The organism is Amycolatopsis sp. WAC 04182 (assembly GCF_003947465.1).
Taxonomy (GTDB): domain Bacteria; phylum Actinomycetota; class Actinomycetes; order Mycobacteriales; family Pseudonocardiaceae; genus Amycolatopsis.
The window spans coordinates 396,968-419,508 of the sequence record NZ_QHJJ01000002.1; the positions used below are offsets into that span (position 1 = coordinate 396,968).

Here is a 22,541-nt window from a genome sequence, read left to right on the forward strand (position 1 = left end):
CGTCCGTGAAGGCCACCTTCCTTGCGCCTAGCGCCGTGAAGGACCCCTTCATGTACTTCCGCCACATCAAGCCGCAGACGCCGTGAAGGCCTCCTTCCCTACCCTCAAGGTAGGCAAGGAGGCCTTCACGGACGGAACAGGCGGATCAGGCGCCCGCGGCCGACTTCAGGTCCGCGGCCCGCGCCGTGCTCTCCCACGGGAGCTCCAGCTCGGGACGGCCGAAGTGGCCGTACGCGGCCGTCGGCGCGTAGATCGGGCGAAGCAGGTCGAGGTCGCGGATGATCGCGGCCGGACGCAGGTCGAAGACCTCCTGGATCGCGGCCTGGATCTTCGACGGGTCGACCGTCTCGGTGCCGAAGGTCTCGACGAAGAGGCCCACCGGGGCCGCCTTGCCGATCGCGTACGCCACCTGGACCTCGGCCCGCGAGGCGAGACCGGCGGCGATGACGTTCTTCGCCACCCAGCGCATCGCGTACGCGGCCGAGCGGTCCACCTTGGAGGGGTCCTTGCCGGAGAACGCGCCGCCACCGTGGCGGGCCATGCCGCCGTAGGTGTCGACGATGATCTTGCGGCCGGTCAGGCCCGCGTCACCCATCGGGCCGCCGATGACGAAGCGGCCGGTCGGGTTGACCAGCAGCCGCACGTTGGAGGTGTCGAGCCCGAGCTCGGCGATCTCCGGGGCGACCACGTGCTCGCGGACGTCGACGCCGAGCATCTGCTCGAGGTCGATGCCGTCGGCGTGCTGGGTGGACACGACCACCGTGTCGAGCCGCACCGGCTGGTCGCCGGCGTACTCGATGGTGACCTGGGTCTTGCCGTCCGGGCGCAGGTACGGCAGCACGCCGTCCTTGCGGACCCTGGTCAGCCGCTGCGAAAGCCGGTGCGCCAGCGCGATCGGCAGCGGCATCAGCTCGGGGGTGTCCGAGCAGGCGTAGCCGAACATCAGGCCCTGGTCACCCGCGCCCTGGCGGTTGATCTCGTCCTCGTCGGACTCGACGCGGGACTCGTACGCCGTGTCGACACCCTGCGCGATGTCCGGCGACTGGGAGCCGATCGCGACGTTGACGCCGCAGGAATTGCCGTCGAAGCCCTTGGCCGAAGAGTCGTAGCCGATCTTCAGGATCACATCGCGGACGATGGTCGGGATGTCCGCGTAGGCCTCGGTGGTCACCTCTCCGGCGACGTGCACCTGCCCGGTGGTGATGAGGGTTTCGACCGCGACCCGGCTGCGCGGGTCTTTAGCCAGCAGACCGTCCAGGATCGAGTCGCTGATGGCATCGCAAATTTTGTCGGGATGACCTTCGGTCACCGATTCCGACGTGAACAGTCTGCTCGTGGACGCGCTCACGGTGGCCGTCACTCCCTCACCTAGACGTCTGATGCCCAGTAAGTTAGGCACCCCTCAGCTTGCAATCAAGCCTACTGACTATCGCTTGGGGGACTCTCAACGCTTCATCAAGGTCACAACAGCGTCCCACAATGTGGACGCCAGTTCGGCCTTGACGCCGAGCGGGATCGGGATTTCGGTGCCGTCGGCCCCGAGCAGCCAGCCCGAGTTGTCCTCGGTCCCGAAGGCCTTTCCCTCGCCGACGGCGTTCACCACCAGCAGGTCCGCGCCCTTGCGCTTCAGTTTGACCCTGGCGTGATCCAGAACCCCGCCCTTGTCGTCCCCGGTTTCCGCGGCGAACCCGACGACCACCTGGCCGTTTGTCCGGTTTCGCACCAGTTCGGCCAGGATGTCCGCGTTGCGCGCGAGCTCGACCACCGGGTCCGGCGTGTCGTCGGACTTCTTGATCTTGTGGTCCGCCCGGTTCGCCGGCCGGAAATCGGCGACGGCGGCGGCCATCACGAGGACGTCGGCGGAGGCGGCCTCGGCGTGCATGGCCTGGCGCATCTCCTCGGCGGTCGACACGTGGACGACCTTCGCGCCCGCGGGCTCCGGCAGCGCGACGGTGTGCGCGGCGACCAGCGTGACCTCGGCGCCGCGCTGGGCGGCGACGCGGGCCAGCGCGTAGCCCTGCTTGCCCGACGAGCGGTTGCCCAGATACCGGACGGGGTCCAGTGGTTCACGGGTGCCGCCCGCCGAAATGGCCACGCGCAAGCCTTCGAGATCGCGCGGGAGGGCCTTCGGCACGGCGAGCAGGAGCCGGGCGAGGTCGACGATCTCGGCGGGGTCGGCGAGCCGCCCCTTGCCGGTGTCCTTGCCGGTGAGCCTGCCGGCGGCGGGTTCGGCGACGACCAGGCCGCGCGAGCGCAGCAGCGCCACGTTGTCGCGCGTGGCCGGGTGCTCCCACATCTCGGTGTGCATCGCCGGGAAGAACGCGACCGGGCACCGGGCGGTGAGCAGTGTGTTGGTCAGCAGGTCGTCCGCGATGCCGTGCGCGGCCTTGGCGAGCAGGTTCGCCGTGGCGGGCACGACGATCACCAGGTCGGCTTCCTTGCCGACGCGGACGTGCTGCACCTCGGGCACTTCGGTGAACACGCCGGTGTGCACCGGGTTCCCGGACAGTGCCTCGAAAGTGGCCGCGCCGACGAAGTTCAGCGCGGCTTCGGTGGGGACCACGCGGACGTCGTGACCGGATTCGGTCAGTCCGCGCAGGACCTCACAGGCCTTGTAGGCGGCGATCCCGCCACCCACGCCCAGGACGATCTTGGGTTTACTCACCCTCGGTGTGCTCGAGCAGGCCGCCGTGGATCTCGCGCAGGGCGATGGAGAGCGGCTTCTCGCGCGGGCCCGGCTCGACCAGGGGGCCGACGTACTCCAGCAGGCCCTCGCCCAGCTGGGCGTAGTAGTCGTTGATCTGGCGAGCGCGCTTGGCCGAGTAGATCACCAGCGCGTACTTCGAGCTGACCTTCTCGAGGAGGTCGTCGATGGGCGGGTTGGTGATGCCTTCGAGCTCTTCGTGCAGCGTGGCCTGAGTCGTCACTCGTGGTGCTCCGAATCTTCGGTAGAGATGTCGCCGGTTATCAAGTTTAGCAACTGCTCGGCGGCCTCTCGCACGTCGGCGTTGACGACGCGCTCGTCGAACTCCCCGGCGGCGGCGAGTTCGCGTTCGGCCTCGGCCAGCCTGGCCTTCACCGCGGCTTCGTTTTCGGTGCCGCGGCCGGTCAGCCTGCCGACCAGTTCTTCCCACGACGGCGGCATCAGCATCACCAGCCGGGCCTCCGGCATCGCCTTGCGGACCTGCCGCGCGCCTTGGAGTTCGATCTCCAGGATCGCGTTGCGGCCTTCGGCGAGCACGCGCTCGACGGGCCCGCGCGGGGTGCCGTAGCAGTTGCCCGCGAACTCGGCGTGTTCCAGCAGTTCGCCGTCGGCGACCATGCGGTCGAACTCGGCCCGGTCGATGAAGTGGTAGTGCTCGCCGTCCACCTCACCCGGCCTCGGCTTCCTGGTGGTCACCGAGACGCTGAAATAGATCTCCGGATCCAGCTTGCGCAGCTCCCCCGCCACGCTCGACTTCCCGACCCCCGAAGGCCCCGATACGACCGTGAGCCGGTGCCGGGATGCAACTCCCGCCACCGGCTCACCGCCGCGGTCAGCGCCCGGGTTCACCGGGTGGTCCTGACCGGTGCCGCTCACTCGCCGCTGAATTCGGCCAGCAGCGCCTTGCGCTGCCGGTCGCCGAGGCCGCGAAGACGACGGCTGGGTGCGATCTCCAGTCGTTCCATGGTCTGCTGGGCACGGACCTTGCCGACGCCCGGAAGAGCCTCGAGCAGAGCCGAGACCTTCATCTTGCCGAGGACTTCGTTCTCCTCGGCCTGCTTCAACACGTCGACCAGAGTGGTACCGCCCCGCTTCAGCCGCTCCTTCAGCTCAGCACGGATGCGGCGGGCGGCGGCGGCCTTCTCCAGCGCCGCAGCGCGCTGTTCCTCTGTCAGCTGGGGAAGTGCCACGTTTTCCTCCGGTAGTTCTCAAATCTGGGTGGGTGTGGCGACGGTACCCACCCGTTACCTCGGCCCACAATGCGGGGGTGGCTGGTCATGACGGATTCCCGGGCCTGCTATTGGCCTTTTTCCAGGGGACCGAGGGAATCCCGGGTCCGCCGAACGGCCGCACGCAGAGCTTCGGGGTCCGGCCCGTGCTTGAGGACGTCGCGCGACGACGCGGGCAGCACACCCGGCAGTTCCGGCCCGAAAAGCCCCCGCAAATCGGCCACAGTGGCTCCCTGGGCCCCGAAACCGGGTGCCAGGACGGGACCGTTCAGCTCGCTCAGATCGAGCTCTCCCGGCGCGATGGTGGCGCCGACGACGACACCGATGTCACCCAAGGGCCCGACGCCCGCGTTGTACGCGGCCGCCGTGTCGACGATGTCCTGCGCGACGGTTTTTCCGTTGGGCAGCAAGGCGTTCTGCAATCCGTGCGCCTCCGGGTTCGAGGTGCGCGCGAGAACGAACAGCCCCTTGCCCTGTGCCTGCGCGACGTCGATCGCGGGGGCCAGCGAACCGAAACCGAGGTACGGCGACACCGTGATGGCGTCCGCCTCGAGTTCCGCGCCGCCGGGCAGGAACGCCGCCGTGTACGCCGCCATCGTCGAACCGATGTCGCCGCGTTTGACGTCCAGCAGGACGAGCGCGCCCGCCTCCCGGCACACCTTCATCGTCTTGGCCAGAACGGCGACCCCAGGAGGCCCGTAGGCCTCGAAAAAGGCCGACTGGGGCTTGATCACCGCGACCTCGGGCGCGATCGTCTCAGCGGCCGTGAGGGCGAACTTCTCCAGTCCGCCCGCGTCCGCCGGGAGTCCCCACGCCTGGAGCAGCCCGGGATGGGGGTCGATCCCGGCGCAGAGCGGTCCCTTCTCGGCGACCGCCCGCGCCAGCCTCGCCCCGAACCGTTCGCTCATGCCTTGGCCTTCAGCGCCGCCTGGAGGCTTTGCAGCGACCGCACGCCGATGTCGCCCTTGATGACGGCCTCTATCCCGTGCACGGCCGCCGCGGCGCCCTGCACCGTGGTGATGCAGGGGATGTCCCGCGACACCGCGGCCGTCCGGATTTCGTAGCCGTCGATCCGCGGACCGCTGTTGCCGTACGGGGTGTTGATCACCATCTGCACTTCGCCGCTGAGGATGACATCCACGACGTTCTGTTCGCCTTCAGCCGAACCTTCGTAGTGCTTGCGCACGACGGTGCAGGCGATTCCGTTGCGCCGCAACACTTCCGCGGTGCCGGACGTGGCGAGGATCTCGAAGCCGAGATCCGCCAGCCGCTTCACCGGGAACACCAGCGAACGCTTGTCCCGGTTGGCGACGGAGACGAACACCTTGCCCGACGTCGGCAGCGAACCGTAGGCGCCGGCCTGCGATTTGGCGAACGCCTTGCCGAAGGAGACGTCCACGCCCATGACCTCGCCGGTGGACTTCATCTCCGGGCCGAGCAGCGAGTCGACGCCGTGGCCCTCGGGCGTGCGGAAGCGGTGGAACGGCAGGACCGCCTCCTTGACCGCGACCGGCGAATCGGCGGGCATGTGGCCGCCGTCACCCTCGGCGGGGAGGACGCCGGACTCGCGCAGATCCTTGATCGACGAGCCGGTCATGATCAGCGCGGCCGCCTTCGCCAGCGGCACCGCGGTCGCCTTCGACACGAACGGCACCGTCCGCGAGGCACGCGGGTTGGCCTCCAGGACGTACAGGACGTCGTCCTTGAGCGCGTACTGGACGTTCAGGAGCCCGCGGACGCCGACGCCGCGCGCGATGGCCTCGGTCGAACGGCGCACCGTCTCGATGTCGGTCCGGCCCAGCGTGATCGGCGGCAGCGCGCACGAGGAGTCGCCGGAGTGGATCCCGGCCTCCTCGATGTGCTCCATGACGCCGCCGAGGAAGAGCTCGTCGCCGTCGAACAGCGCGTCGACGTCGATCTCGATGGCGTCGTCGAGGAACCGGTCCACGAGCACCGGGTGCTCGGGGGTGACCTCGGTGGCGCGGTGGATGTAGCCGGCGAGGGATTCCTCGTCGTAGACGATCTCCATGCCGCGCCCGCCGAGCACGTAGGACGGCCGCACGAGGACCGGGTAGCCGATCTGGTCGGCGATCCGCTTCGCGCCCTCGAACGAGGTCGCCGTGCCGTACTTCGGCGCGGGCAGCCCGGCGTCGGTGAGGACCTCGCCGAACGCGCCGCGGTCCTCGGCGAGGTGGATCGCGTCCGGGGAGGTGCCGATCACCGGGACACCGGCGTCGGCGAGGCGCTTCGCGAGCGAGAGCGGGGTCTGGCCGCCCAGCTGCACGATGACCCCGGCGACGGTGCCCGACTCCTGCTCGGCGTTGACCACTTCGAGGACGTCCTCGAACGACAGCGGCTCGAAGTAGAGCCGGTCCGAGGTGTCGTAGTCGGTGGAGACGGTCTCGGGGTTGCAGTTGACCATGACGGCCTCGAAACCGGCCTCGCGCAACGCGATCGCGGCGTGCACGCACGAGTAGTCGAACTCGATGCCCTGCCCGATGCGGTTCGGCCCGGAGCCGAGGATCAGGACCTTCGGCTTCTCGGTCTGCGCGGTGATCTCCGACTGCGCCGCGGGATCGGTCTCGTAGGCCGAGTAGTGGTAGGGCGTCTTGGCCGCGAACTCGGCCGCGCAGGTGTCGACGGTCTTGTACACCGGCCGCACGCCGAGACGGCGGCGCAGCGCGCGGACGCCGTCCTCGCCTGCCAGTTCCGGCCGCAGCGAGGCGATCTGACGGTCGGAAAGGCCGATCCGCTTGGCGCGCCGCAGCAGCGGCTCGTCGAGGACCTGCGCGTCGCGGACCTCGGCGCCGACCTCACCGATGAGGGCGATCTGGTCGATGAACCACGGGTCGATCCCCGACGCCTCGTGCACCTGCTGGACCGTCGCGCCGAACCGCAGCGCCCGCTCGACCTCGTACAGACGGCCGTCGTGCGGCGTGCGCAGGGCTTCCAGCACGGATTCCAGCGTGGCGCCCTCGGGGTCGGGACGGGTCCAGAAGCCGGTGGCCTTGGTGTCGATGGACCGCAGTGCCTTGCCGAGCGCCTCGGGGAAGCTGCGGCCGAACGACATCGCCTCGCCGACGCTCTTCATCGTCGTGGTCAGCGTGGGGTCCGCGCCGGGGAACTTCTCGAAGGCGAACCGCGGCACCTTCACCACGACGTAGTCCAGCGTCGGCTCGAAGGCCGCCGGGGTCTCGCCGGTGATGTCGTTGCGGATCTCGTCGAGGGTGTAGCCGATGGCGAGCTTCGCGGCGATCTTGGCGATCGGGAAACCGGTCGCCTTCGACGCCAGCGCGCTCGACCGCGACACACGGGGGTTCATCTCGATGACGACCATGCGGCCGTCCTCGGGGTTGATCGCGAACTGGATGTTGCAGCCGCCGGTGTCGACGCCGACCTCGCGCAGCACGGCGATGCCGACGTCGCGCATGTGCTGGTACTCGCGGTCGGTCAGGGTCATCGCGGGCGCGACGGTGACCGAGTCGCCGGTGTGCACGCCCATCGCGTCGATGTTCTCGATCGAGCAGACGACCACCACGTTGTCGTGCCGGTCGCGCATGAGCTCGAGTTCGAACTCCTTCCAGCCGAGGACGCTCTCCTCGATGAGCACCTCGGTGACCGGCGATTCGGTGAGGCCGGTGGAGGCGAGCCGCTGCAGCTCCTCGTCGGTGTGCGCCATGCCCGAGCCGAGCCCGCCCATGGTGAACGACGGCCGGATGACCACCGGGAGGCCGACCTCGGCGACGGTCGCGCGGACCTCGTCCATGTCGTGGCAGACCCGCGACCGCGGCACCTCGGCGCCGATCGTGCGGACGATGTCCTTGAACTTCTGCCGGTCCTCGCCGCGCTGGATGGCCTCGACGTCGGCGCCGATCAGCTCGACGCCGTACTTCTCCAGGACACCGCGCTCGTGCAGGGCGACGGCGCAGTTCAGCGCCGTCTGCCCGCCGAGAGTCGCCAGGATCGCGTCGGGGCGTTCCTCGGCGATGACCTTCTCGACGAATTCCGGGGTGACCGGCTCGATGTAGGTGGCGTCGGCGAACTCGGGGTCGGTCATGATGGTCGCCGGGTTCGAGTTCACCAGCGAGACGCGCAGTCCCTCCTCGCGGAGTACGCGGCAGGCCTGGGTGCCGGAGTAGTCGAACTCCGCCGCCTGGCCGATCACGATCGGCCCGGAGCCGATCACCAGCACGTGCTGGATGTCTGTCCTCTTCGGCATTACTTGGCCTTCTCCATCAAAGCGACGAACTCATCGAACAGGGGGGCCGCGTCGTGCGGGCCGGCGGCGGCCTCGGGGTGGTACTGCACCGAGAACGCGGGGACGTCGAACGCGCGGACACCTTCGACGGTGTCGTCGTTCGGGCAGTAGTGCGAGATCTGCGCGGCGCCGAACGGCGTCTCGAACCGCTGTCCCGGCTCGCCTTCGAGGGCGAAACCGTGGTTCTGCGCGGTGATCGCGACGCGTTTCGTGGCCACGTCGATCACCGGGATGTTGATCCCGCGGTGGCCGTAGCGCATCTTGTAGGTGCCCAGCCCCAGCGCGCGGCCGAGGATCTGGTTGCCGAAGCAGATGCCGAACAGCGGAATCTCCCGCTGTAGCACCGATTTCGTCAGCTCCGTGGCGTGCGCGGTGGTCGCCGGGTCGCCGGGACCGTTGGAGAGGAAGACACCGTCGGCCTCGACCGCGAGCAGTTCGTCCACAGTGGACGAGGAGGGCAGCACGTGCACCTCGATGCCGCGGGCGGCCATCAGCCGCGGGGTGTTGGACTTGATGCCCAGGTCCAGCGCGGCCACGCGGAACTTCCGCTCGCCCTGCGCCTCGACGACGTATGGCTGCTTCGTGGTGACCTCGCCGGCGAGGTCGGCGCCCTTCATCTGCGGGCTCGCCTGCACCTGCGCGAGCATCTCCTCGTCGGTGCCGAGCGCGTCACCCGAGAAGACACCGGACCGCATGGCGCCCTGCTCGCGCAGGTGCCGGGTCAGCGTGCGGGTGTCCACCTCGGAGATCCCGACGACGCCCTGGCGCTCCAGCTCCTCGTCCAGCGTGCGCTTGGACCGCCAGTTGGACGGGGTGCGTGCGGGGTCGCGGACGACGTAGCCCGAGACCCAGATGCGCGAGGACTCGTCGTCCTCGTCGTTCCAGCCGGTGTTGCCGATCTGCGGCGCGGTCTGGACCACGATCTGCCGGTGGTAGGAGGGGTCGGTCAGCGTCTCCTGGTAGCCGGTCATGCCGGTGCAGAACACCGCCTCGCCCAAGCTGCGTCCGCGTGCGCCGTACGCGGAGCCACGGAACACGCGGCCGTCTTCGAGGACCAGTGCCGCGGGGGTCCTAATGCCGTTCGTGGTGCTCATCAGGCACCTCCCTTGATGTCGTTGCGGGTGTCTTGCAAAGCTTCGATCCACTGTGGATAGTCGTCGACGTCGTCGCCACGGAATCCGGTGTCCAGCTCGACGTCGCCCGCCAGCCAGGTGACGACGAGCAGCGCGTCGATGCCCATCACCTTCCCGGCCATCCCCTTGTCCTTGCGGACGCCGGTGACCGAGGCGCGCGGGATCCAGAAGTCCGGGGCGCCGCCGCGCTCGATGGCGATGCCGTCTTCGTGCAGGCGCCAGACCGCGCCGGTGCGCAGGCCGGCGCCGCGGGTGACCACGCGCTCCTGCCAGTGCCCCGCCGTGGTGGTGCTGATGTAGACACCGGTCGATTCGAGCGACGCCTCGCCGGGTTCCGCGGGGATCTCCGGGAACGGCGGCACCTGGACGCTCTGCGCGCGGGACTTGCGGCGCCAGCCGCGCCACATCAGGAAGACGCAGAACAGGAAGAAGGCGAAGACCGCCAGGGTCAGCAGAATCCGGTCGCTCATTGCGCGATCTTCCCTTCCCGCGCGGTGATCCGCCCGCGCAGCAACGTCGCCGTCACCACGCCGGGGAGCCGCATTCCTTCGTACGGGGTGTTCGCCGCGATGCTCGCGAACTCGGCCCCTCGCACGGTCCATTCGGTTTCCGGGTCCACCAGCGTCAGGTTGGCCGGTTCGCCGACCTCGATCGGACGGCCGTGGTCGGACAGGTCGCCGATCTCGGCGGGCCGCTCGCTCATCACCCGCGCGACCCCGCGCCAGTCCAGCAGGCCGGTGCGGACCATGGTGTCGACCACGATCGACAGCGCGGTCTGCAGGCCGAGCATGCCCGGCCTGGCCGAGCTCCACTCGCAGTCCTTGTCCTGGACCGCGTGCGGCGCGTGGTCCGTGGCGACACAGTCGATGACTCCCTCGGCGAGCGCGGCGCGCAGCTTCTCGGCGTCGGACTCGGTGCGCAGCGGCGGGTTGACCTTGTTGACCGGGTCGTAGGTCGCGAGCCGCTCGTCGGTCAGCAGCAGGTGGTGCGGGGTGACCTCGGCCGAGACCCGGGTGCCGCGGTCCTTGGCCCATTTGAGGATGTCCGCGGTACCCGAGGTCGAAACATGGCAGACGTGCAGCCGCGCGTTCGCGTGCTCGGCGAGCAGGCAGTCGCGGGCGACGATCGACTCCTCCGCCGAAGCGGGCCAGCCGGTGTAACCCAGGCGCGCGGCCTGCTCGCCTTCGTGCGCCTGCGCGCCGACGGTCAGCCGGGGCTCCTCCGCGTGCTGGGCGATGACCACGCCGAGCGCCGTCGAGTACTCCAGCGCGCGACGCATGAGCAGCGGGTCCGCGACGCAGAGGCCGTCGTCGGAGAAGACCTTCACCCGGGCTTCGGACTTCGCCATGGTGCCCAGTTCGGCGAGCTTCTCGCCCTTGAGCCCCACGGTGACCGCGCCGACCGGGTGCACGTCGACCAGCCCGGCCTCCTGGCCGCGGCGCCACACGTGGTCGACGATCACCGCGTTGTCGGCCACCGGGTCGGTGTTGGCCATGGCGAACACCGCGGTGTAGCCGCCGAGCGCGGCCGCGGCCGAACCGGTGGCGATGGTCTCGGTGTCCTCGCGGCCGGGTTCGCGCAGGTGGGTGTGGAGGTCGACGAAACCGGGGAGCAGCACCTGGCCGCCCGCCTCGATGACTTCTGCCTCGTCCGGGGTCTCGATCGAACCGATGTCGGTGATGACCCCGTCCTCGACGAGCACGTCGACCGGGTCGCCCTCGCCGTAGGGTCGGGCGCCCTTGATCAGGACGGTGGTCACGCGGCGGCTCCTTCGCTGGCGAGCAGGTGGTAGAGGACCGCCATGCGCACGTGGACGCCGTTGCGGACCTGTTCGGTGATGGCCGAGGCCGGGGAGTCGGCGACCGCCGAGGCGATCTCCATCCCGCGCAGCATCGGGCCGGGGTGCAGGACGACGGCGTGCTCGGGCAGCAGCTTCATCCGCCGTTCGTTGAGGCCGTAGGAGATCGAGTACTCGCGCGCCGAGGGGAAGAAGCCTCCGTGCATCCGCTCCGCCTGGACCCTCAGCATCATGACCGCGTCGAGGGCGGGCAGTTCGGCGTCGAGTTCGTGCGACACCGTGACCGGCAGGCTTTCCACCCCCGCCGGCAGCAGCGTCGGCGGCGCGACGAGCACCACCTCCGCGCCCAGCGAGGACAGCAGGTGGATGTTCGACCGCGCGACCCGGCTGTGCAGGACGTCGCCGACGATCCCGATGCGGCGGCCCTCGAAGGAGCCGAGGCGCTCCCGCAGCGTGGCCGCGTCGAGCAGCGCCTGCGTCGGATGCTCGTGCGTTCCGTCCCCGGCGTTGACGACCGCCGTCCCGGCTTCGGCGAGCCAGCCCGAAAGCCGCTGCGCCGCACCGGAAGCGGGGTGCCGGATGATCACGCAGTCGGCGCCGGCCGCGGCCAGCGTCAGCGCGGTGTCCCGCAGCGATTCGCCCTTGTTGACCGAGGAACTGGACGCGGAGACGTTGATCACGTCGGCGCTCATCCACTTCCCGGCGATCTCGAACGAGACGCGGGTGCGGGTCGAGTTCTCGTAGAACAGCGTGATGACGGTACGGCCGCGCAACGTCGGCAGTTTGCGGACCTCGCGGCCCAGCAGGGTGTGCTTGAGCTCTTCGGCGGTGTCCAGCACGGCTGTCGCGAGCGCCGGGTCGAGCCCGTCGGTGGCGAGCAGGTGCTTCACGATCGATCTCCTTCTGGTTGCGCGCGAAGCAGAACCGAGTCCCGTCCGTCCACTTCGGACAGCAGGACCTCGATCCCCTCGGCGCGCGAGGTGGGCACGTTCTTGCCCACGTAGTCGGCGCGGATCGGCAGTTCGCGGTGGCCGCGGTCGACCAGCACGGCCAGCTGGACCGCGCGGGGGCGGCCGTGGTCGCGCAGGGCGTCGAGGGCGGCGCGGATGGTGCGGCCGGAGAACAGCACGTCGTCGACCAGGATCACCACCGCGTCGTCGATACCGGTCGGCGGCAGCTGCGAATGTTCGAGCGCGCGGGGCGGGCGGCGGCGGAGATCATCACGGTAGAGCGTGATGTCCAGCGCGCCGGTCGGCGGACGGATGCCGGAGAACTCGGCGATCTTGTCCGCGAGCCGCAGGGCGAGCGGGGTCCCCCGGGTGGGGATGCCCAGCAACACGGGCGGAGTCGAGCCACCGGCACCGAGAGCGGTCTTCTCGATGACCTGGTGGGCCATTCGGGCGATCGTGCGCGCGACATCGCCGGACGAGAGCAGCTCGCGCTCTCCCGCCGGTTCCGCCGCGCCACGCGGGCGTGACGACAAGGCGGACCTCCTTCCCCGCCTCTCTGGACGGGTCCTTAAAGGACGTCGACTTCCTGCTTGGCGAGGAAATCGAACCGACACTAGCAGGAGCGGAGCCTCATTCTTACGAGTGGCGCGCCCCAGGTGACGAAGGCCTCTCGAAAGCACCCGCTTGACCTGGTGACAACTATGCGTAACCATTACTCTGAGTATTCGACTCTAGGAGTCCCCTGGATCGGTCACCCCCGACCGGTCGGGGGTGAGGAAACGGAGAACCACCAGATGGGCGATTACGCCAAGGCGCTCGGGGCCAAGCTCCGCGGGATCCGCCAGCAGCAGGGTCTGTCCCTGCACGGGGTCGAGCAGAAGTCCGGAGGCCGCTGGAAGGCCGTCGTCGTCGGTTCGTACGAGCGCGGAGACCGCGCCGTCACCGTGCAGAAGCTCGCCGAACTGGCCGATTTCTACGGGGTCCCGGTGGTCGAGCTGCTGCCGGAGGGCCGGGTGCCGTCGGGCGCGGAACCCGCCACGAAGATCGTCATCAACCTGGAGCGTCTCCAGCAGCTCCCGGCGGAGAAGGTCGGGCCGCTCGCCCGCTACGCCGCCACCATCCAGAGCCAGCGCGGCGACTACAACGGCAAGGTGCTCTCCATCCGCACCGAGGACCTGCGTTCGCTGGCGATCATCTACGACATGACCCCCGGCGAGCTCACCGAGCAGCTGATCGACTGGGGTGTGCTGCCGCCCGAGGCTCGACCGTCCAAAGAGGACTAGAGATGGCGACGTTTTCGGTCCGGGGGGACCGGAAACGCCAACCGCCACCGAGCACGAGAACGGGCCGTGCCCTCGGCAGAGGACACGGCCCGTTGTAGTACGTCTTTCTAGAGGACCGCGCGGAGCCGGTCCGCGATGGTGCCGATCCGGCCGAGCACGCCGTTCACGAAGCGCGGCGAATCGTCGGTTGACAGCTCCTTCGCCAGCCCGACGGCCTCGTCGATGGCGACCGGGTCCGGCACGTCCTCGGCCCACAGCAGTTCGTAGACGCCGACGCGGAGCACCGCCAGATCCACCGGCGGCATCCGGTCCAGCGTCCAGCCCTGAGCGTGCTCGGAGAGCAGCTCGTCGATCGCGGCCTTGCGCCCGGTGACGCCCTCGACCAGCGAGATCGTGTAGTCCGCGATCGGGTCGACCTCGACCGAACCGACCCGGTCCGCCAGCAGCGTCACCGCGTCGGCACCGCGCTGGGCGGCTTCGTACATCATCTCGACGGCCCGCTTGCGGGCCTGGCGGCGGCTGATCGGCCCGCCGCGGTTCGGCGACTTGCCGGACTTGTCTGAACCGGCCATCAGCTGGAGACGCGGCCCAGGTAGCGGCCGTCACGGGTGTCGACCTTGATCTTCTCGCCGGTGGTGAGGAACAGCGGCACCTGGATCTCGGCGCCGGTCTCCAGGGTGGCGGGCTTGGTGCCACCGGTGGAGCGGTCGCCCTGCAGACCAGGGTCGGTGTGCTGGACGATCAGCTCGACCGAGGTCGGCAGCTCGATGTACAGCGGGACACCCTCGTGCACCGCGACCTGGACCTCGAAGTTCTCGAGCAGGTAGTTCGCGTTGTCGCCGACGGTCTCGGCCAGCACGGTGATCTGGTCGTAGGTCTCCGCGTCCATGAACACGAAGTCCGCGCCGTCCTTGTACAGGTACGTCATGTTGCGGCGGTCGACGGTGGCCGTATCGACCTTCGTGCCCGCGTTGAAGGTCTTGTCGACGACCTTGCCGGTCAGCACGTGCTTGAGCGTCGTGCGGACGAACGCGCCGCCCTTGCCCGGCTTGACGTGCTGGAACGCGGTGACGGTCCAGAGCTGGCCGTCGAGGTTGAGGACGAGCCCGTTCTTCAGGTCGTTGGTGGTGGCCACGAGTGTGCAGTCTCCTGTGTCGATCTTCCGGGCCGCCGTCAGACGACCACGAGTTCCTTGGTGCTCAGCGTGAGGAGTTCGGGCGTACCTTCCCGCACGACCAGCGTGTCCTCGATGCGCACGCCTCCGCGTCCGGGCAGATACACACCAGGCTCGACGGTGACGGCCATACCGGCGGACAGTGTACCGACGCCGGTGGCGGCGAGGCTGGGCGCCTCGTGCACCTGCAGCCCGACGCCGTGGCCGAGCCCGTGGCCGAACTCCTCGCCACGGCCCGCGCCGACGATCACGCCGCGGGCCGCCTTGTCCACTTCGGACACTTCGGCGCCGGGGAGGACGGCGTCACAGCCCGCCGCCTGCGCGCGCTGGACCAGCTCGTAGATCTCCTCCTGCCAGGCCGCGGGCTTGCCGAGCACGAACGTGCGGGTCATGTCGGAGTGGTAGCCGTCGACCGTGGCACCGAAGTCGATCTTGACGAAGTCGCCGGTCGCGAGCACGGCCGAGGTGGGCCGGTGGTGCGGGATCGCGGAGTTGGCGCCCGCCGCGACGATCGTGTCGAAGGACGGGCCGGTCGACCCGTGGCCGAGCATGCGATTCTCGAGGTCACGGGCGACGTCCAGCTCGGTCCGGCCCGGCCGGAGCCCGCCGGCGGACACCAGGTCCTCCAGCGCGCGGTCGGCCGCCGCGCACGCCTGGCGCAGCGCCTCGATCTCCTGCTCGTCCTTGACCAGCCGCAGCTGCTCGACGAGCCCAGGCGTCCGGACCAGCTCGACGCGGTCGAAGCGGACCTTGAGATCTTCGTGCTGCTCGACGCTGACGTGCTGGCTCTCGAACCCGGTCTTGCCGAAGTGCTTTTCGGCCGCCAGATCGGCGAGCTTCGCCGCGCTCGCGCGGTCGAGCACCCGCTCGAGGTCGGGCACCTCCGTCGCCGACTGGACCGTGTAACGGCCGTCGGTGCAGAAGATCGTCTTGTCGTCGCCGCTCCCGTGGACGAGGAGAGCGGCGTTGGACCCGGTGAAGCCGGTCAGGTACCTGATGTTGAGCAGGTCCGTGACCAGCAGCGCGTCCACCCCGGAGTCGGCCAGCAGGGAACGCAGCGCCGCGCGGCGGCGAGAGAAGTATTCACGCACGTCTTGGAGTTTAGGGGGTGCACCGCTCGCGGCCCGCGTTTCGCCGACCGCTTGCGCCGGGTGTGGCGGCCTTCTCGATCGCCTCCGACTACCTCAGCAGTTCCACCAGCCACAGGCTGCGCGTGAAGGCCCCCTTCCCTCGGCTCAGCCGTGGGAGGGGGGCCTTCACGCGCATTGGGAGGCGAAGATGTGACTCCAGTGACCGATGTGTCCTGTGTGGCACGGCCGAAGTCCGTGAAGGCCTCCTTCCCTACTCTGAGGGTAGGGAAGGAGGCCTTCACGGACCTTCCACCGCCTGCCAGGGACCGGACGGGCGTGACAGTCGCTACTGGCGAGTTAAACTCCCCCAATGGCACCGTGGCTGACTCGTGGACTCGTGATGGCGCTGCTGCACGGCGCGGCCGTCACCGTGCTGGCCAAGTACGAGGTCTTCAACCCCACCGACAAGACCCTCGTCACCGCCCTCACCCTCGCCGTCCTGGTCGGCGCGGCCGCGGGCTGGGGTGCGGTGGACGCCTGGCAGGGCAAACCCGAACGCGGCAGGAACTGGTTCATCGCGGCGCTGATCGCCGGCCCGGTCTCGGGCGTGCTGTACGTGATCGGCCGCGCGGTGTTCGTCGATCAGACCGGCGTGTCGGAGCTCGGCGGCGCGCTCACCGGCGGCGCCGCCTTCTCGGCCCTGCTGGTGCTCATCCCGGCCGGCATCGGCCTGTTCGTCGGCGGCCGCATCACCAAGCCCGATCAGCCCGCGAGCGAGAAACCCGCCGGGAAGCCGTCCCAGGCCTGATCTGCGATCGTCTCGACGGCCGAGTCGTTCAGCGCCACCGCCCCGCCGTCCGGCAACGCGTAGAGCTTGCCGTCGAGCACCACGCCGAACCCCCGGCCCGGTGCGTGCACCACCCTCGCCCCGGCGCTCAACCGCGCCGCCCGCGGGAGGCCGTCGACGACCTTGAGCCGCTCGTTCAGCACCTCGCCCGCGAGCGCCGCCGCCACCGAGCGCCGGTCGACCCGGACCAGGGCACCGTCGGCCACCAGGTCGATGGTCCGCTGCGGCGACGGCATCGCGACGCCTTCGAACGCGGTCCGGATCCGGGCCTCGTTCTCGCACGCCCCCGAACCGCGGACGTCCAGGCCGAAATGCTTGAGGTCGGTGGGCGCCTTCGCGCCGCCGATGACCGTGGCGCGGACGACGTCGAACGGGACCCGATCGCAGACGTCGCCCGAGGAGAGCGGCGCGTGCCCGTCGGGCCGCCGGACCAGCCCGGGGCCTTCCTCCCACGCGCCGGGGATGATCGCCTTCCGGTACGGCTGCGCGGAGAAGTCCCTGGTCCAGAACGTGAGGGTGGTGCCCTTTTCGGTCTCGTGCGCGATCACGAAGGCGTCGAGCGAACCGACCCACATCAGGTCGGTGCTGAACCCGTCGACCAGCGAACGGGTGCGCGGGGACGTCGTGCTGGGCTTGGCGACGAAGCCCTGCTCCCCCAGCGTTTCCACGTTCCGGGTGAACGCCGCGTCCCTGGCGCGGAGCAGGAACTGCCCGGCACCGTTCCATCCGGCGCCCTTCGCGGTGGTGTCGGTGAAGAGGACGTAGAACCAGCCGTCGAGGTACACCGCCGAGGGCTGGCCCGCGCCGTAGACGTTGTCGCGGTGCACGTCGTGTGACGGTCCGATGATCGGCTTCCCGTCGGCCGCGCGCGTCCAGGTCAGCCCGTCGGGGCTGGTCGCGAGGCCGATCGAGTTGCCGAGCGCGTGATCGCCCGCCGCGCCGGTGTAATACATGTAGTAGGTCGAGCCGACCTTGATCACCGACGGATCGCAGGTGTGCATGCCGTCGAATCCGCCGGGCGCGCCCGAGAACACCGCAGCCGGGCCACCACCGGACGGGCCGGCGAAAGGACCGTCGAGCGAGGACGACTGCGCGTAGAGGACGTCGTCGCCGGGCGGCTGGGCGCTGCCGTACTGGCTGCACCACCACATCTTGAGTTTGCCGCCGTCCCGCATCACGGTCGGGCTGTAGTTGTAGACCGCGTCCTGAGCACCCGCGGCGACCACACCGCCGCTGGCCCGGGGATCGCTCGTCGTGAGTTCGACGTCCATCGGGCGCGGCTTTTCCTTGGGCGCCTGCTGGGCTCCGCCGATGCCGCCGCCCTTGCCATCGGCCTTGGACTGCACCGTGCCGTCGCTGCACGCCACGAGAACCGTGCCGGCCGCGAAGAGGGCCACTACGGCACGGGCGGGTCGCCGACCCCCACGAAAAAGGCGCATGATGGCCGAGTGTAGCGAGGCTTAGCCCGGTCGAGTGACCTCAGTACCCAGGAGAGCGACCAATTCCACTTCGAAGCCATCGGCGTTTTCGAGGTAGGCGGCGTAGTGGTGATCACCGCCCGCATACGGATACTTGTCCGCGAACATCGGCGACCAGCCGTGTTCGAGGGCCTTCGCGGCCAGTTCGTTCACCCGTTCGCGGGACTCGACGTGCAGGGCGAGATGGTTCAGGCCCGGCGCGGTGCGCTCGTGTTTTTCGCCGCTGAGCGCGGGAGAACGTTCGACGACGAGGTAGGTCGCGCCGTGTTTCCAGCTGACCCCGGCGGGCCAGCGCTGGAACTCCCGCCAGCCGAGTTCGCCGAGCAGCCAGCCCCAGCTCTGCTCCGCACGGCCGAGATCGGGCACCCACAGCTCGATGTGATGCGCGCGGCCGTGGTCCGACGGCAACGCGACGAAGACCCGGTGCGGCCCGCTGCCGTAGTGGTCGCCGCCGCCGACGTCGAGGAAACCCAAGCGCCGCACCAGGTTCTGACTGGCCACATTGGACTCACCGACCAGCGCCCACACCGATGACAGGCCGAGCCCGACGAATCCGTGCTCCAGCAGGGCCTTCGCGGCCTCGGTCGCGAGGCCCTGCCGGCCGTGCGCGCGCGAAAGGTAGTAGCCGATCTCCGGCACGTCGCCGGGCAACTCCTGCGACGGCCGCAGATGCGCGAGGCCGATCACCTCGCCGTCGCGTTCGATCGCCCAGTGCCCCATCCCCGCCGGGCCGTCGTAGGACAACCTGCGGCCGACCATCTCGCGGACCGGCTCCGGCTCGGTGAGCGGCACCGCGAAATGCGCGCTCAGCTCCGGGTCGGCGAAGAGCTTGACGATCGCCTCGGTGTCCGACTCCGTCAGCGCGCGTAACCGCAGCCTCTCGGTCTCGAGCGTGGGCGGGTTGTTCATGCCGCGTTCGCGGCCATCCAGCGCAGGGCCAGTGGGTATCCGTCGACCCCGAGCCCGGCGATCACGGCGGTGGCGACGTCCGACAGCACGCTGTGGTGCCGGAACTGCTCACGTTTGTGCACGTTGGAGATGTGCAGCTCGATCAGCGGCGCCTTGAGCTGGGCCGCGGCGTCGCGGACCGCGATCGAGTAGTGCGTCCACGCGGCGGCGTTGAGCACCACCGGCCACCCCGCGTCGGCGGCCTCGTGCAGCCAGCCGACCATCTCGCCCTCGTGGTCGGTCTGCCGGACCTCGACGTCGATCCCCAGTTCCTTGCCGGTTCCGACGCAGGTGGAGACCAGATCCGCGTGCGTGGCCGAACCGTAGATACCGGGCTCGCGCAGGCCGAGCCTGCCGAGGTTGGGACCGTTGAGGACGAGCACCTTCACAGCAGCACACTCCCGCCGGGCTTCGGGGCTTCCCCGGCCACCACCGAGTACGCGGCGGCGAGCAGCGACGGGTCCGGGCCTTCCAGCCTGCCGGGTTTGGCGAGCCCGTCGAGGACGACGAAGCGCAGCACGCCCGAGCGGGTCTTCTTGTCGCCCTTCATCGTCTCCAGCAGTTGCGGGAGCGCGTCCGGGTCGTAGGTGGTCGGCAGGCCCAGCAGCTTGAGCACCGACGAGTGCCGCTCGGCGGTGGCGTCGTCGAGACGACCGGCCAGGCGCGCGAGTTCGGCGGCGAACACCAGGCCGACGCTGACCGCCGCGCCGTGGCGCCACCGGTACCGCTCACGGCGCTCGATGGCGTGGGCGAGCGTGTGGCCGTAGTTGAGGATCTCGCGCAGATCCGACTCGCGCAGGTCCGCGGCGACGACGTCGGCCTTGACCTGGATCGAGCGGCGGACCAGCTCGCCGAGGACCTCGCCGGTGGTGTCCAGCGCCGCGGCGGGATCCTGCTCGACGAGCTCGACGATCCGCGGGTCGGCGATGAACCCGGCCTTGACCACCTCGGCCATTCCGGCGACGAGTTCGTTGGGGGGCAACGTTTCCAGCGTCGCGAGGTCGACGAGGACCGCGCTCGGCTCGTGGAAGACGCCGACCAGGTTCTTGCCCGCCTCGGTGTTGATGCCGGTCTTCCCGCCGAGCGAGGCGTCGACCATGCCCAGCAGTGTGGTGGGCACGTTGACCAGGCGGACGCCGCGCATCCAGGTGGCGGCGACGAACCCGGCGAGGTCGGTCACGGCGCCGCCGCCGAGCCCGACGACCACGCCCTGGCGGTCGAGGCCCATACGGCCGAGGACCTCCCAGCAGAAGCTGGCGACGGTGAGCGCCTTGCCGTCCTCGGCGTCGGGGATCTCGACCCGGTGCGCGTCGATGCCGGCCTCGGCCAGTTCGTCGCGGATGGCCTCGGCGGTGGTCGTCAGCGTCGGCGGGTGGATCAGCGCGACCTTGGAGGCGTCGGCGAGCTGCTCGGTGAGCTCGCCCAGCAGGCCGCGGCCGATGACGACGTCGTAGGGCTTGGCGGTGTTGACGGTGATGCGGACCGGCTCGGTCATCGTTCCCCTCACTTCGGCGGAAGCCGCTTGGCCCTCGCGACCTCGCAGGTGATCTTGCCCTTGACCGGGGTGTCCCCCGGGATCTCTTCGGTCACCTTCTGGCCGGGCGTCATCCGGTTCTTCGCGAACAACGCCTCGCCGGAGGCCTTGCCCTCGGCGTCCTTGATCGCGATGGTGACGGCGTACCGCGCGTCTTCCGCGGTGCTGTTGGTGACCTCGATGGTGATCTTCGGGGTGTAGCTGTCGCTGTCGCATTTGGTGACCTTGACGTCGGCCGCGACGTCCGCTTCCGGCGCGGCGGAAGCGGTCTGCTGCGCGGCGGAGGTCTGGACGACGTCCGCGCCGGCAGGCTGCTTCTCCTCGCCGCACGCGGTCAAGGTCAGGGCCACGACGGCGAGCAGTACGCCGGCGGTGGTGCGCTTCATGCTCGGTCCTTGCTGATCTCGTTCAGCCCGATGAGGGCGGCCTCGACGACCTCGTCGGCGGTCAGGTGGTCGGTTTCGATCTCGAACGTGGCCACCTCGCGGTACACCGGCAGGCGCGCGTCGAGCAGCGCCTTGTAGGTGGCGCGGGGGTTCACGCCTGCCAGCAGCGGGCGCGCGGTGGAGAGCCCGGCGCGCTGGACGCCCGCGGCCATCCCGACGTTGAGGAAGACCACGGTGTGCCCGACGAGGCGTTCGCGGGTGCCCGGCGTGATCGGCGCTCCCCCGCCCAACGAGAGGACGCCTTCGTGTTCGGCCAGCGCCTTCGCGACCATCTCCTCCTCCAGCGCGCGGAAAGCGGGCTCGCCCTCCTCGGCGAAGATGTCGGTGATGGGCTTGCCCGCGCTCGCGACGATGTCGTCGTCGCTGTCGCGGAAGGCGAGACCGAGCCGGGCGGCGAGCGCCGGGCCGACCGTGCTCTTGCCCGAGCCCGGCGGCCCGATGATCACCGCGCGAGGAGTCACCAGCGCTCCTCGAGCGCCTTCAGGTAGGCCTCGGCGTTGCGCTTGCCCTCGGCCAGCGAGTCGCCGCCGAACTTCTCCAGCGCGGCGTCCGCGAGCACCAGCGCGACCACCGACTCCAGCACGACCCCCGCACGGGGGACCGCGCAGACGTCGGAACGCTGGTGGATGGCCACCGCGGGTTCGCCGGTGGTGACATCCACAGTGGACAGTGCTTTGGGGACGGTCGAGATCGGCTTCATGGCGACGCGCACGCGCAGCGGCTCGCCGTTGGTGATCCCGCCTTCGAGGCCGCCCGCGCGGTTGGACCGGCGGGTCACCCCGACCGGGCCGGTGCCGCGGTCGATCTCGTCGTGGGCCTGGCTGCCCCAGCGCTTGGCCGTGGTGAAGCCGTCGCCGACCTCCACGCCCTTCATCGCCTGGACGCCCATGAGCGCGCCGGCGAGCCGGGCGTCGAGCCTGCGGTCCCAGTGGACGTGCGAGCCGAGGCCCGGCGGCAGGCCGTAGGCGATGACCTCGATCACGCCGCCGACGGTGTCACCCGCCTTCCGCACGGCGTCGACCTCGGCGACCATCGCGTCGGTCCCCTCCTGGCCGAAGGCGCGGACCGGGCTCTCGTCGATGGCGGGCAGGTCCGACGGCACCGGCAACGGGCCCTCCGGAGCCGACGCCCCGCCGATGGACACGACGTGGCTGAGGATCTCGACCCCGAGCAGCTGCTTGAGGTACGCGCGGGCCACCGTGCCGAGCGCCGTGCGGGACGCCGTCTCGCGGGCGCTCGCGCGCTCCAGCACCGGACGGGCCTCGGGGAAGCCGTACTTCTGCATCCCGGGCAGATCCGCGTGGCCGGGCCGGGGACGCGTCAGCGGCTCGTTGCGCGCGAGGCCTTCCAGCTCCTCGGCGGGCACGGGATCGGCCGACATGACCTTCTCCCACTTGGGCCACTCGGCGTTCTCGATCTGGACCGCGACGGGGCCACCCTGGGTGAGCCCGTGCCGGACGCCGCCGGTGAACTCGATGTGGTCGGTCTCGAAGCCCATCCGGGGGCTGCGGCCGAAGCCGAGCCTCCGGCGCGCGAGCTGCTCGCCCACTTCGGCGGTGGTGACCTCGACCCCGGCAGGCATCCCTTCCAGGATGGCGGCGAGGGCGGGTCCGTGCGATTCCCCTGCGGTTATCCAGCGCAACACCTGACAGATCCTGTCACAACCTCCTCTCTGTCCCGGTACAGGCC

24 protein-coding genes are annotated in these 22,541 nt (G+C 70.0%); 2 read left to right on the top strand and 22 right to left on the bottom strand.

Translation table 11 applies throughout. The annotated features are described in order from the left end of the window. Positions 1 to 145 precede the first annotated feature (145 nt). The 12 genes from metK to pyrR form a co-directional block, all read right to left on the bottom strand. Positions 146 to 1,348 (bottom strand): methionine adenosyltransferase, encoded by a 1,203-nt coding sequence (gene metK / locus DMH01_RS08985; protein ID WP_199745477.1) that lies wholly within the window; start codon positions 1,346 to 1,348, stop codon positions 146 to 148. 96 nt (positions 1,349 to 1,444) lie between these two features. Beyond that, positions 1,445 to 2,665 carry a bifunctional phosphopantothenoylcysteine decarboxylase/phosphopantothenate--cysteine ligase CoaBC gene (gene coaBC / locus DMH01_RS08990; protein ID WP_199745415.1) on the bottom strand — a complete coding sequence of 407 codons (1,221 nt, stop codon included), beginning with the start codon at positions 2,663 to 2,665 and terminating at the stop codon, positions 1,445 to 1,447. Next, positions 2,658 to 2,927: a DNA-directed RNA polymerase subunit omega gene (gene rpoZ / locus DMH01_RS08995; RefSeq protein WP_005152353.1), complete on the bottom strand. Its 270-nt coding sequence runs from the start codon at positions 2,925 to 2,927 to the stop codon at positions 2,658 to 2,660. Before rpoZ ends, coaBC begins: the two co-directional genes overlap by 8 nt. Continuing rightward, positions 2,924 to 3,580 (bottom strand): guanylate kinase, encoded by a 657-nt coding sequence (gene gmk / locus DMH01_RS09000; protein ID WP_125675024.1) that lies wholly within the window; start codon positions 3,578 to 3,580, stop codon positions 2,924 to 2,926. The genes rpoZ and gmk overlap by 4 nt, the downstream gene beginning before the upstream one ends. Continuing rightward, the gene (gene mihF, locus DMH01_RS09005; protein WP_003096398.1) at positions 3,577 to 3,894 is read right to left on the bottom strand and encodes an integration host factor, actinobacterial type; all 318 of its coding nucleotides are present in this window, start codon (positions 3,892 to 3,894) and stop codon (positions 3,577 to 3,579) included. The genes gmk and mihF overlap by 4 nt, the downstream gene beginning before the upstream one ends. Positions 3,895 to 4,001: 107 nt before the next feature. Continuing rightward, entirely contained in the window at positions 4,002 to 4,841 is an 840-nt protein-coding gene (gene pyrF, locus DMH01_RS09010) for an orotidine-5'-phosphate decarboxylase (protein ID WP_125675026.1), read from the bottom strand. Continuing rightward, a complete protein-coding gene (carB, locus tag DMH01_RS09015) occupies positions 4,838 to 8,152 on the bottom strand; it encodes a carbamoyl-phosphate synthase large subunit (protein WP_125675028.1) in 3,315 nt (1,104 codons plus the stop codon). The genes pyrF and carB overlap by 4 nt, the downstream gene beginning before the upstream one ends. Beyond that, complete coding sequence (gene carA / locus DMH01_RS09020) at positions 8,152 to 9,285, bottom strand: glutamine-hydrolyzing carbamoyl-phosphate synthase small subunit (RefSeq protein ID WP_125675030.1); 1,134 nt, start codon at positions 9,283 to 9,285, stop codon at positions 8,152 to 8,154. The genes carB and carA overlap by 1 nt, the downstream gene beginning before the upstream one ends. Then, positions 9,285 to 9,794, bottom strand: coding sequence for a transporter (locus DMH01_RS09025; protein ID WP_125675032.1), 510 nt, complete (start codon positions 9,792 to 9,794; stop codon positions 9,285 to 9,287). The genes carA and DMH01_RS09025 overlap by 1 nt, the downstream gene beginning before the upstream one ends. Continuing rightward, positions 9,791 to 11,083: a dihydroorotase gene (locus DMH01_RS09030; protein ID WP_125675035.1), complete on the bottom strand. Its 1,293-nt coding sequence runs from the start codon at positions 11,081 to 11,083 to the stop codon at positions 9,791 to 9,793. The genes DMH01_RS09025 and DMH01_RS09030 overlap by 4 nt, the downstream gene beginning before the upstream one ends. Beyond that, positions 11,080 to 12,012 (bottom strand): aspartate carbamoyltransferase catalytic subunit, encoded by a 933-nt coding sequence (locus tag DMH01_RS09035; RefSeq protein ID WP_125675037.1) that lies wholly within the window; start codon positions 12,010 to 12,012, stop codon positions 11,080 to 11,082. The genes DMH01_RS09030 and DMH01_RS09035 overlap by 4 nt, the downstream gene beginning before the upstream one ends. Continuing rightward, positions 12,009 to 12,605, bottom strand: coding sequence for a bifunctional pyr operon transcriptional regulator/uracil phosphoribosyltransferase PyrR (gene pyrR, locus DMH01_RS09040; RefSeq protein ID WP_034311664.1), 597 nt, complete (start codon positions 12,603 to 12,605; stop codon positions 12,009 to 12,011). Before pyrR ends, DMH01_RS09035 begins: the two co-directional genes overlap by 4 nt. 261 nt (positions 12,606 to 12,866) lie before the next feature. Between pyrR and DMH01_RS09045 the strand changes: the two genes are divergently transcribed. Continuing rightward, entirely contained in the window at positions 12,867 to 13,355 is a 489-nt protein-coding gene (locus DMH01_RS09045) for a transcriptional regulator (RefSeq protein WP_003096372.1), read from the top strand. A gap of 107 nt (positions 13,356 to 13,462) precedes the next feature. On the opposite strand, the gene nusB is transcribed toward DMH01_RS09045, so the two are convergent. From nusB to DMH01_RS09060, 3 genes are read right to left on the bottom strand one after another with little or no spacing between them, the layout of a single operon-like run. Next, positions 13,463 to 13,927 (bottom strand): transcription antitermination factor NusB, encoded by a 465-nt coding sequence (gene nusB / locus DMH01_RS09050; RefSeq protein WP_125675039.1) that lies wholly within the window; start codon positions 13,925 to 13,927, stop codon positions 13,463 to 13,465. Further along, complete coding sequence (gene efp, locus DMH01_RS09055) at positions 13,927 to 14,490, bottom strand: elongation factor P (protein ID WP_005152384.1); 564 nt, start codon at positions 14,488 to 14,490, stop codon at positions 13,927 to 13,929. The genes nusB and efp overlap by 1 nt, the downstream gene beginning before the upstream one ends. Positions 14,491 to 14,528: 38 nt before the next feature. Beyond that, a complete protein-coding gene (locus DMH01_RS09060) occupies positions 14,529 to 15,620 on the bottom strand; it encodes a Xaa-Pro peptidase family protein (protein ID WP_125675041.1) in 1,092 nt (363 codons plus the stop codon). Between the two features lie 349 nt (positions 15,621 to 15,969). Between DMH01_RS09060 and DMH01_RS09065 the strand changes: the two genes are divergently transcribed. Then, on the top strand, positions 15,970 to 16,407 hold the full coding sequence (locus tag DMH01_RS09065) for a B-4DMT family transporter (protein WP_199745416.1): 438 nt from the start codon (positions 15,970 to 15,972) through the stop codon (positions 16,405 to 16,407). Here DMH01_RS09065 and DMH01_RS09070 read toward each other — a convergent pair. Genes DMH01_RS09070 through aroC form a run of 7 tightly spaced genes read right to left on the bottom strand, consistent with a single transcriptional unit; the run spans position 16,362 to position 22,497 of the window. After that, the gene (locus DMH01_RS09070) at positions 16,362 to 17,885 is read right to left on the bottom strand and encodes a beta-xylosidase (protein WP_125675043.1); all 1,524 of its coding nucleotides are present in this window, start codon (positions 17,883 to 17,885) and stop codon (positions 16,362 to 16,364) included. The genes DMH01_RS09065 and DMH01_RS09070 overlap by 46 nt on opposite strands. Positions 17,886 to 17,906: 21 nt before the next feature. Further along, positions 17,907 to 18,833: a GNAT family N-acetyltransferase gene (locus tag DMH01_RS09075; RefSeq protein WP_125675045.1), complete on the bottom strand. Its 927-nt coding sequence runs from the start codon at positions 18,831 to 18,833 to the stop codon at positions 17,907 to 17,909. After that, the gene (aroQ, locus tag DMH01_RS09080) at positions 18,830 to 19,261 is read right to left on the bottom strand and encodes a type II 3-dehydroquinate dehydratase (RefSeq protein WP_125675047.1); all 432 of its coding nucleotides are present in this window, start codon (positions 19,259 to 19,261) and stop codon (positions 18,830 to 18,832) included. The genes DMH01_RS09075 and aroQ overlap by 4 nt, the downstream gene beginning before the upstream one ends. Then, positions 19,258 to 20,367 carry a 3-dehydroquinate synthase gene (gene aroB, locus DMH01_RS09085; RefSeq protein ID WP_125675049.1) on the bottom strand — a complete coding sequence of 370 codons (1,110 nt, stop codon included), beginning with the start codon at positions 20,365 to 20,367 and terminating at the stop codon, positions 19,258 to 19,260. Before aroB ends, aroQ begins: the two co-directional genes overlap by 4 nt. Positions 20,368 to 20,375: 8 nt before the next feature. Beyond that, on the bottom strand, positions 20,376 to 20,792 hold the full coding sequence (locus DMH01_RS09090; protein WP_125675051.1) for a hypothetical protein: 417 nt from the start codon (positions 20,790 to 20,792) through the stop codon (positions 20,376 to 20,378). After that, a complete protein-coding gene (locus DMH01_RS09095; protein WP_125675053.1) occupies positions 20,789 to 21,313 on the bottom strand; it encodes a shikimate kinase in 525 nt (174 codons plus the stop codon). The genes DMH01_RS09090 and DMH01_RS09095 overlap by 4 nt, the downstream gene beginning before the upstream one ends. Beyond that, a complete protein-coding gene (gene aroC, locus DMH01_RS09100) occupies positions 21,310 to 22,497 on the bottom strand; it encodes a chorismate synthase (RefSeq protein ID WP_125675055.1) in 1,188 nt (395 codons plus the stop codon). The genes DMH01_RS09095 and aroC overlap by 4 nt, the downstream gene beginning before the upstream one ends. Positions 22,498 to 22,541: the final 44 nt, after the last annotated feature.

Excerpts from the sequence above, each read along its gene's own strand:
- pyrF (WP_125675026.1), bottom strand. The coding sequence starts at position 4,841 with ATGAGCGAACGGTTCGGGGCGAGGCTGGCGCGGGCGGTCGCCGAGAAG.
- carB (WP_125675028.1), bottom strand. The coding sequence starts at position 8,152 with ATGCCGAAGAGGACAGACATCCAGCACGTGCTGGTGATCGGCTCCGGG.
- carA (WP_125675030.1), bottom strand. The coding sequence starts at position 9,285 with ATGAGCACCACGAACGGCATTAGGACCCCCGCGGCACTGGTCCTCGAA.
- DMH01_RS09025 (WP_125675032.1), bottom strand. The coding sequence starts at position 9,794 with ATGAGCGACCGGATTCTGCTGACCCTGGCGGTCTTCGCCTTCTTCCTG.
- DMH01_RS09045 (WP_003096372.1), top strand. The coding sequence starts at position 12,867 with ATGGGCGATTACGCCAAGGCGCTCGGGGCCAAGCTCCGCGGGATCCGC.
- nusB (WP_125675039.1), bottom strand. The coding sequence starts at position 13,927 with ATGGCCGGTTCAGACAAGTCCGGCAAGTCGCCGAACCGCGGCGGGCCG.
- DMH01_RS09065 (WP_199745416.1), top strand. The coding sequence starts at position 15,970 with ATGGCACCGTGGCTGACTCGTGGACTCGTGATGGCGCTGCTGCACGGC.
- DMH01_RS09070 (WP_125675043.1), bottom strand. The coding sequence starts at position 17,885 with ATGCGCCTTTTTCGTGGGGGTCGGCGACCCGCCCGTGCCGTAGTGGCC.
- DMH01_RS09075 (WP_125675045.1), bottom strand. The coding sequence starts at position 18,833 with ATGAACAACCCGCCCACGCTCGAGACCGAGAGGCTGCGGTTACGCGCG.
- aroB (WP_125675049.1), bottom strand. The coding sequence starts at position 20,367 with ATGACCGAGCCGGTCCGCATCACCGTCAACACCGCCAAGCCCTACGAC.
- DMH01_RS09090 (WP_125675051.1), bottom strand. The coding sequence starts at position 20,792 with ATGAAGCGCACCACCGCCGGCGTACTGCTCGCCGTCGTGGCCCTGACC.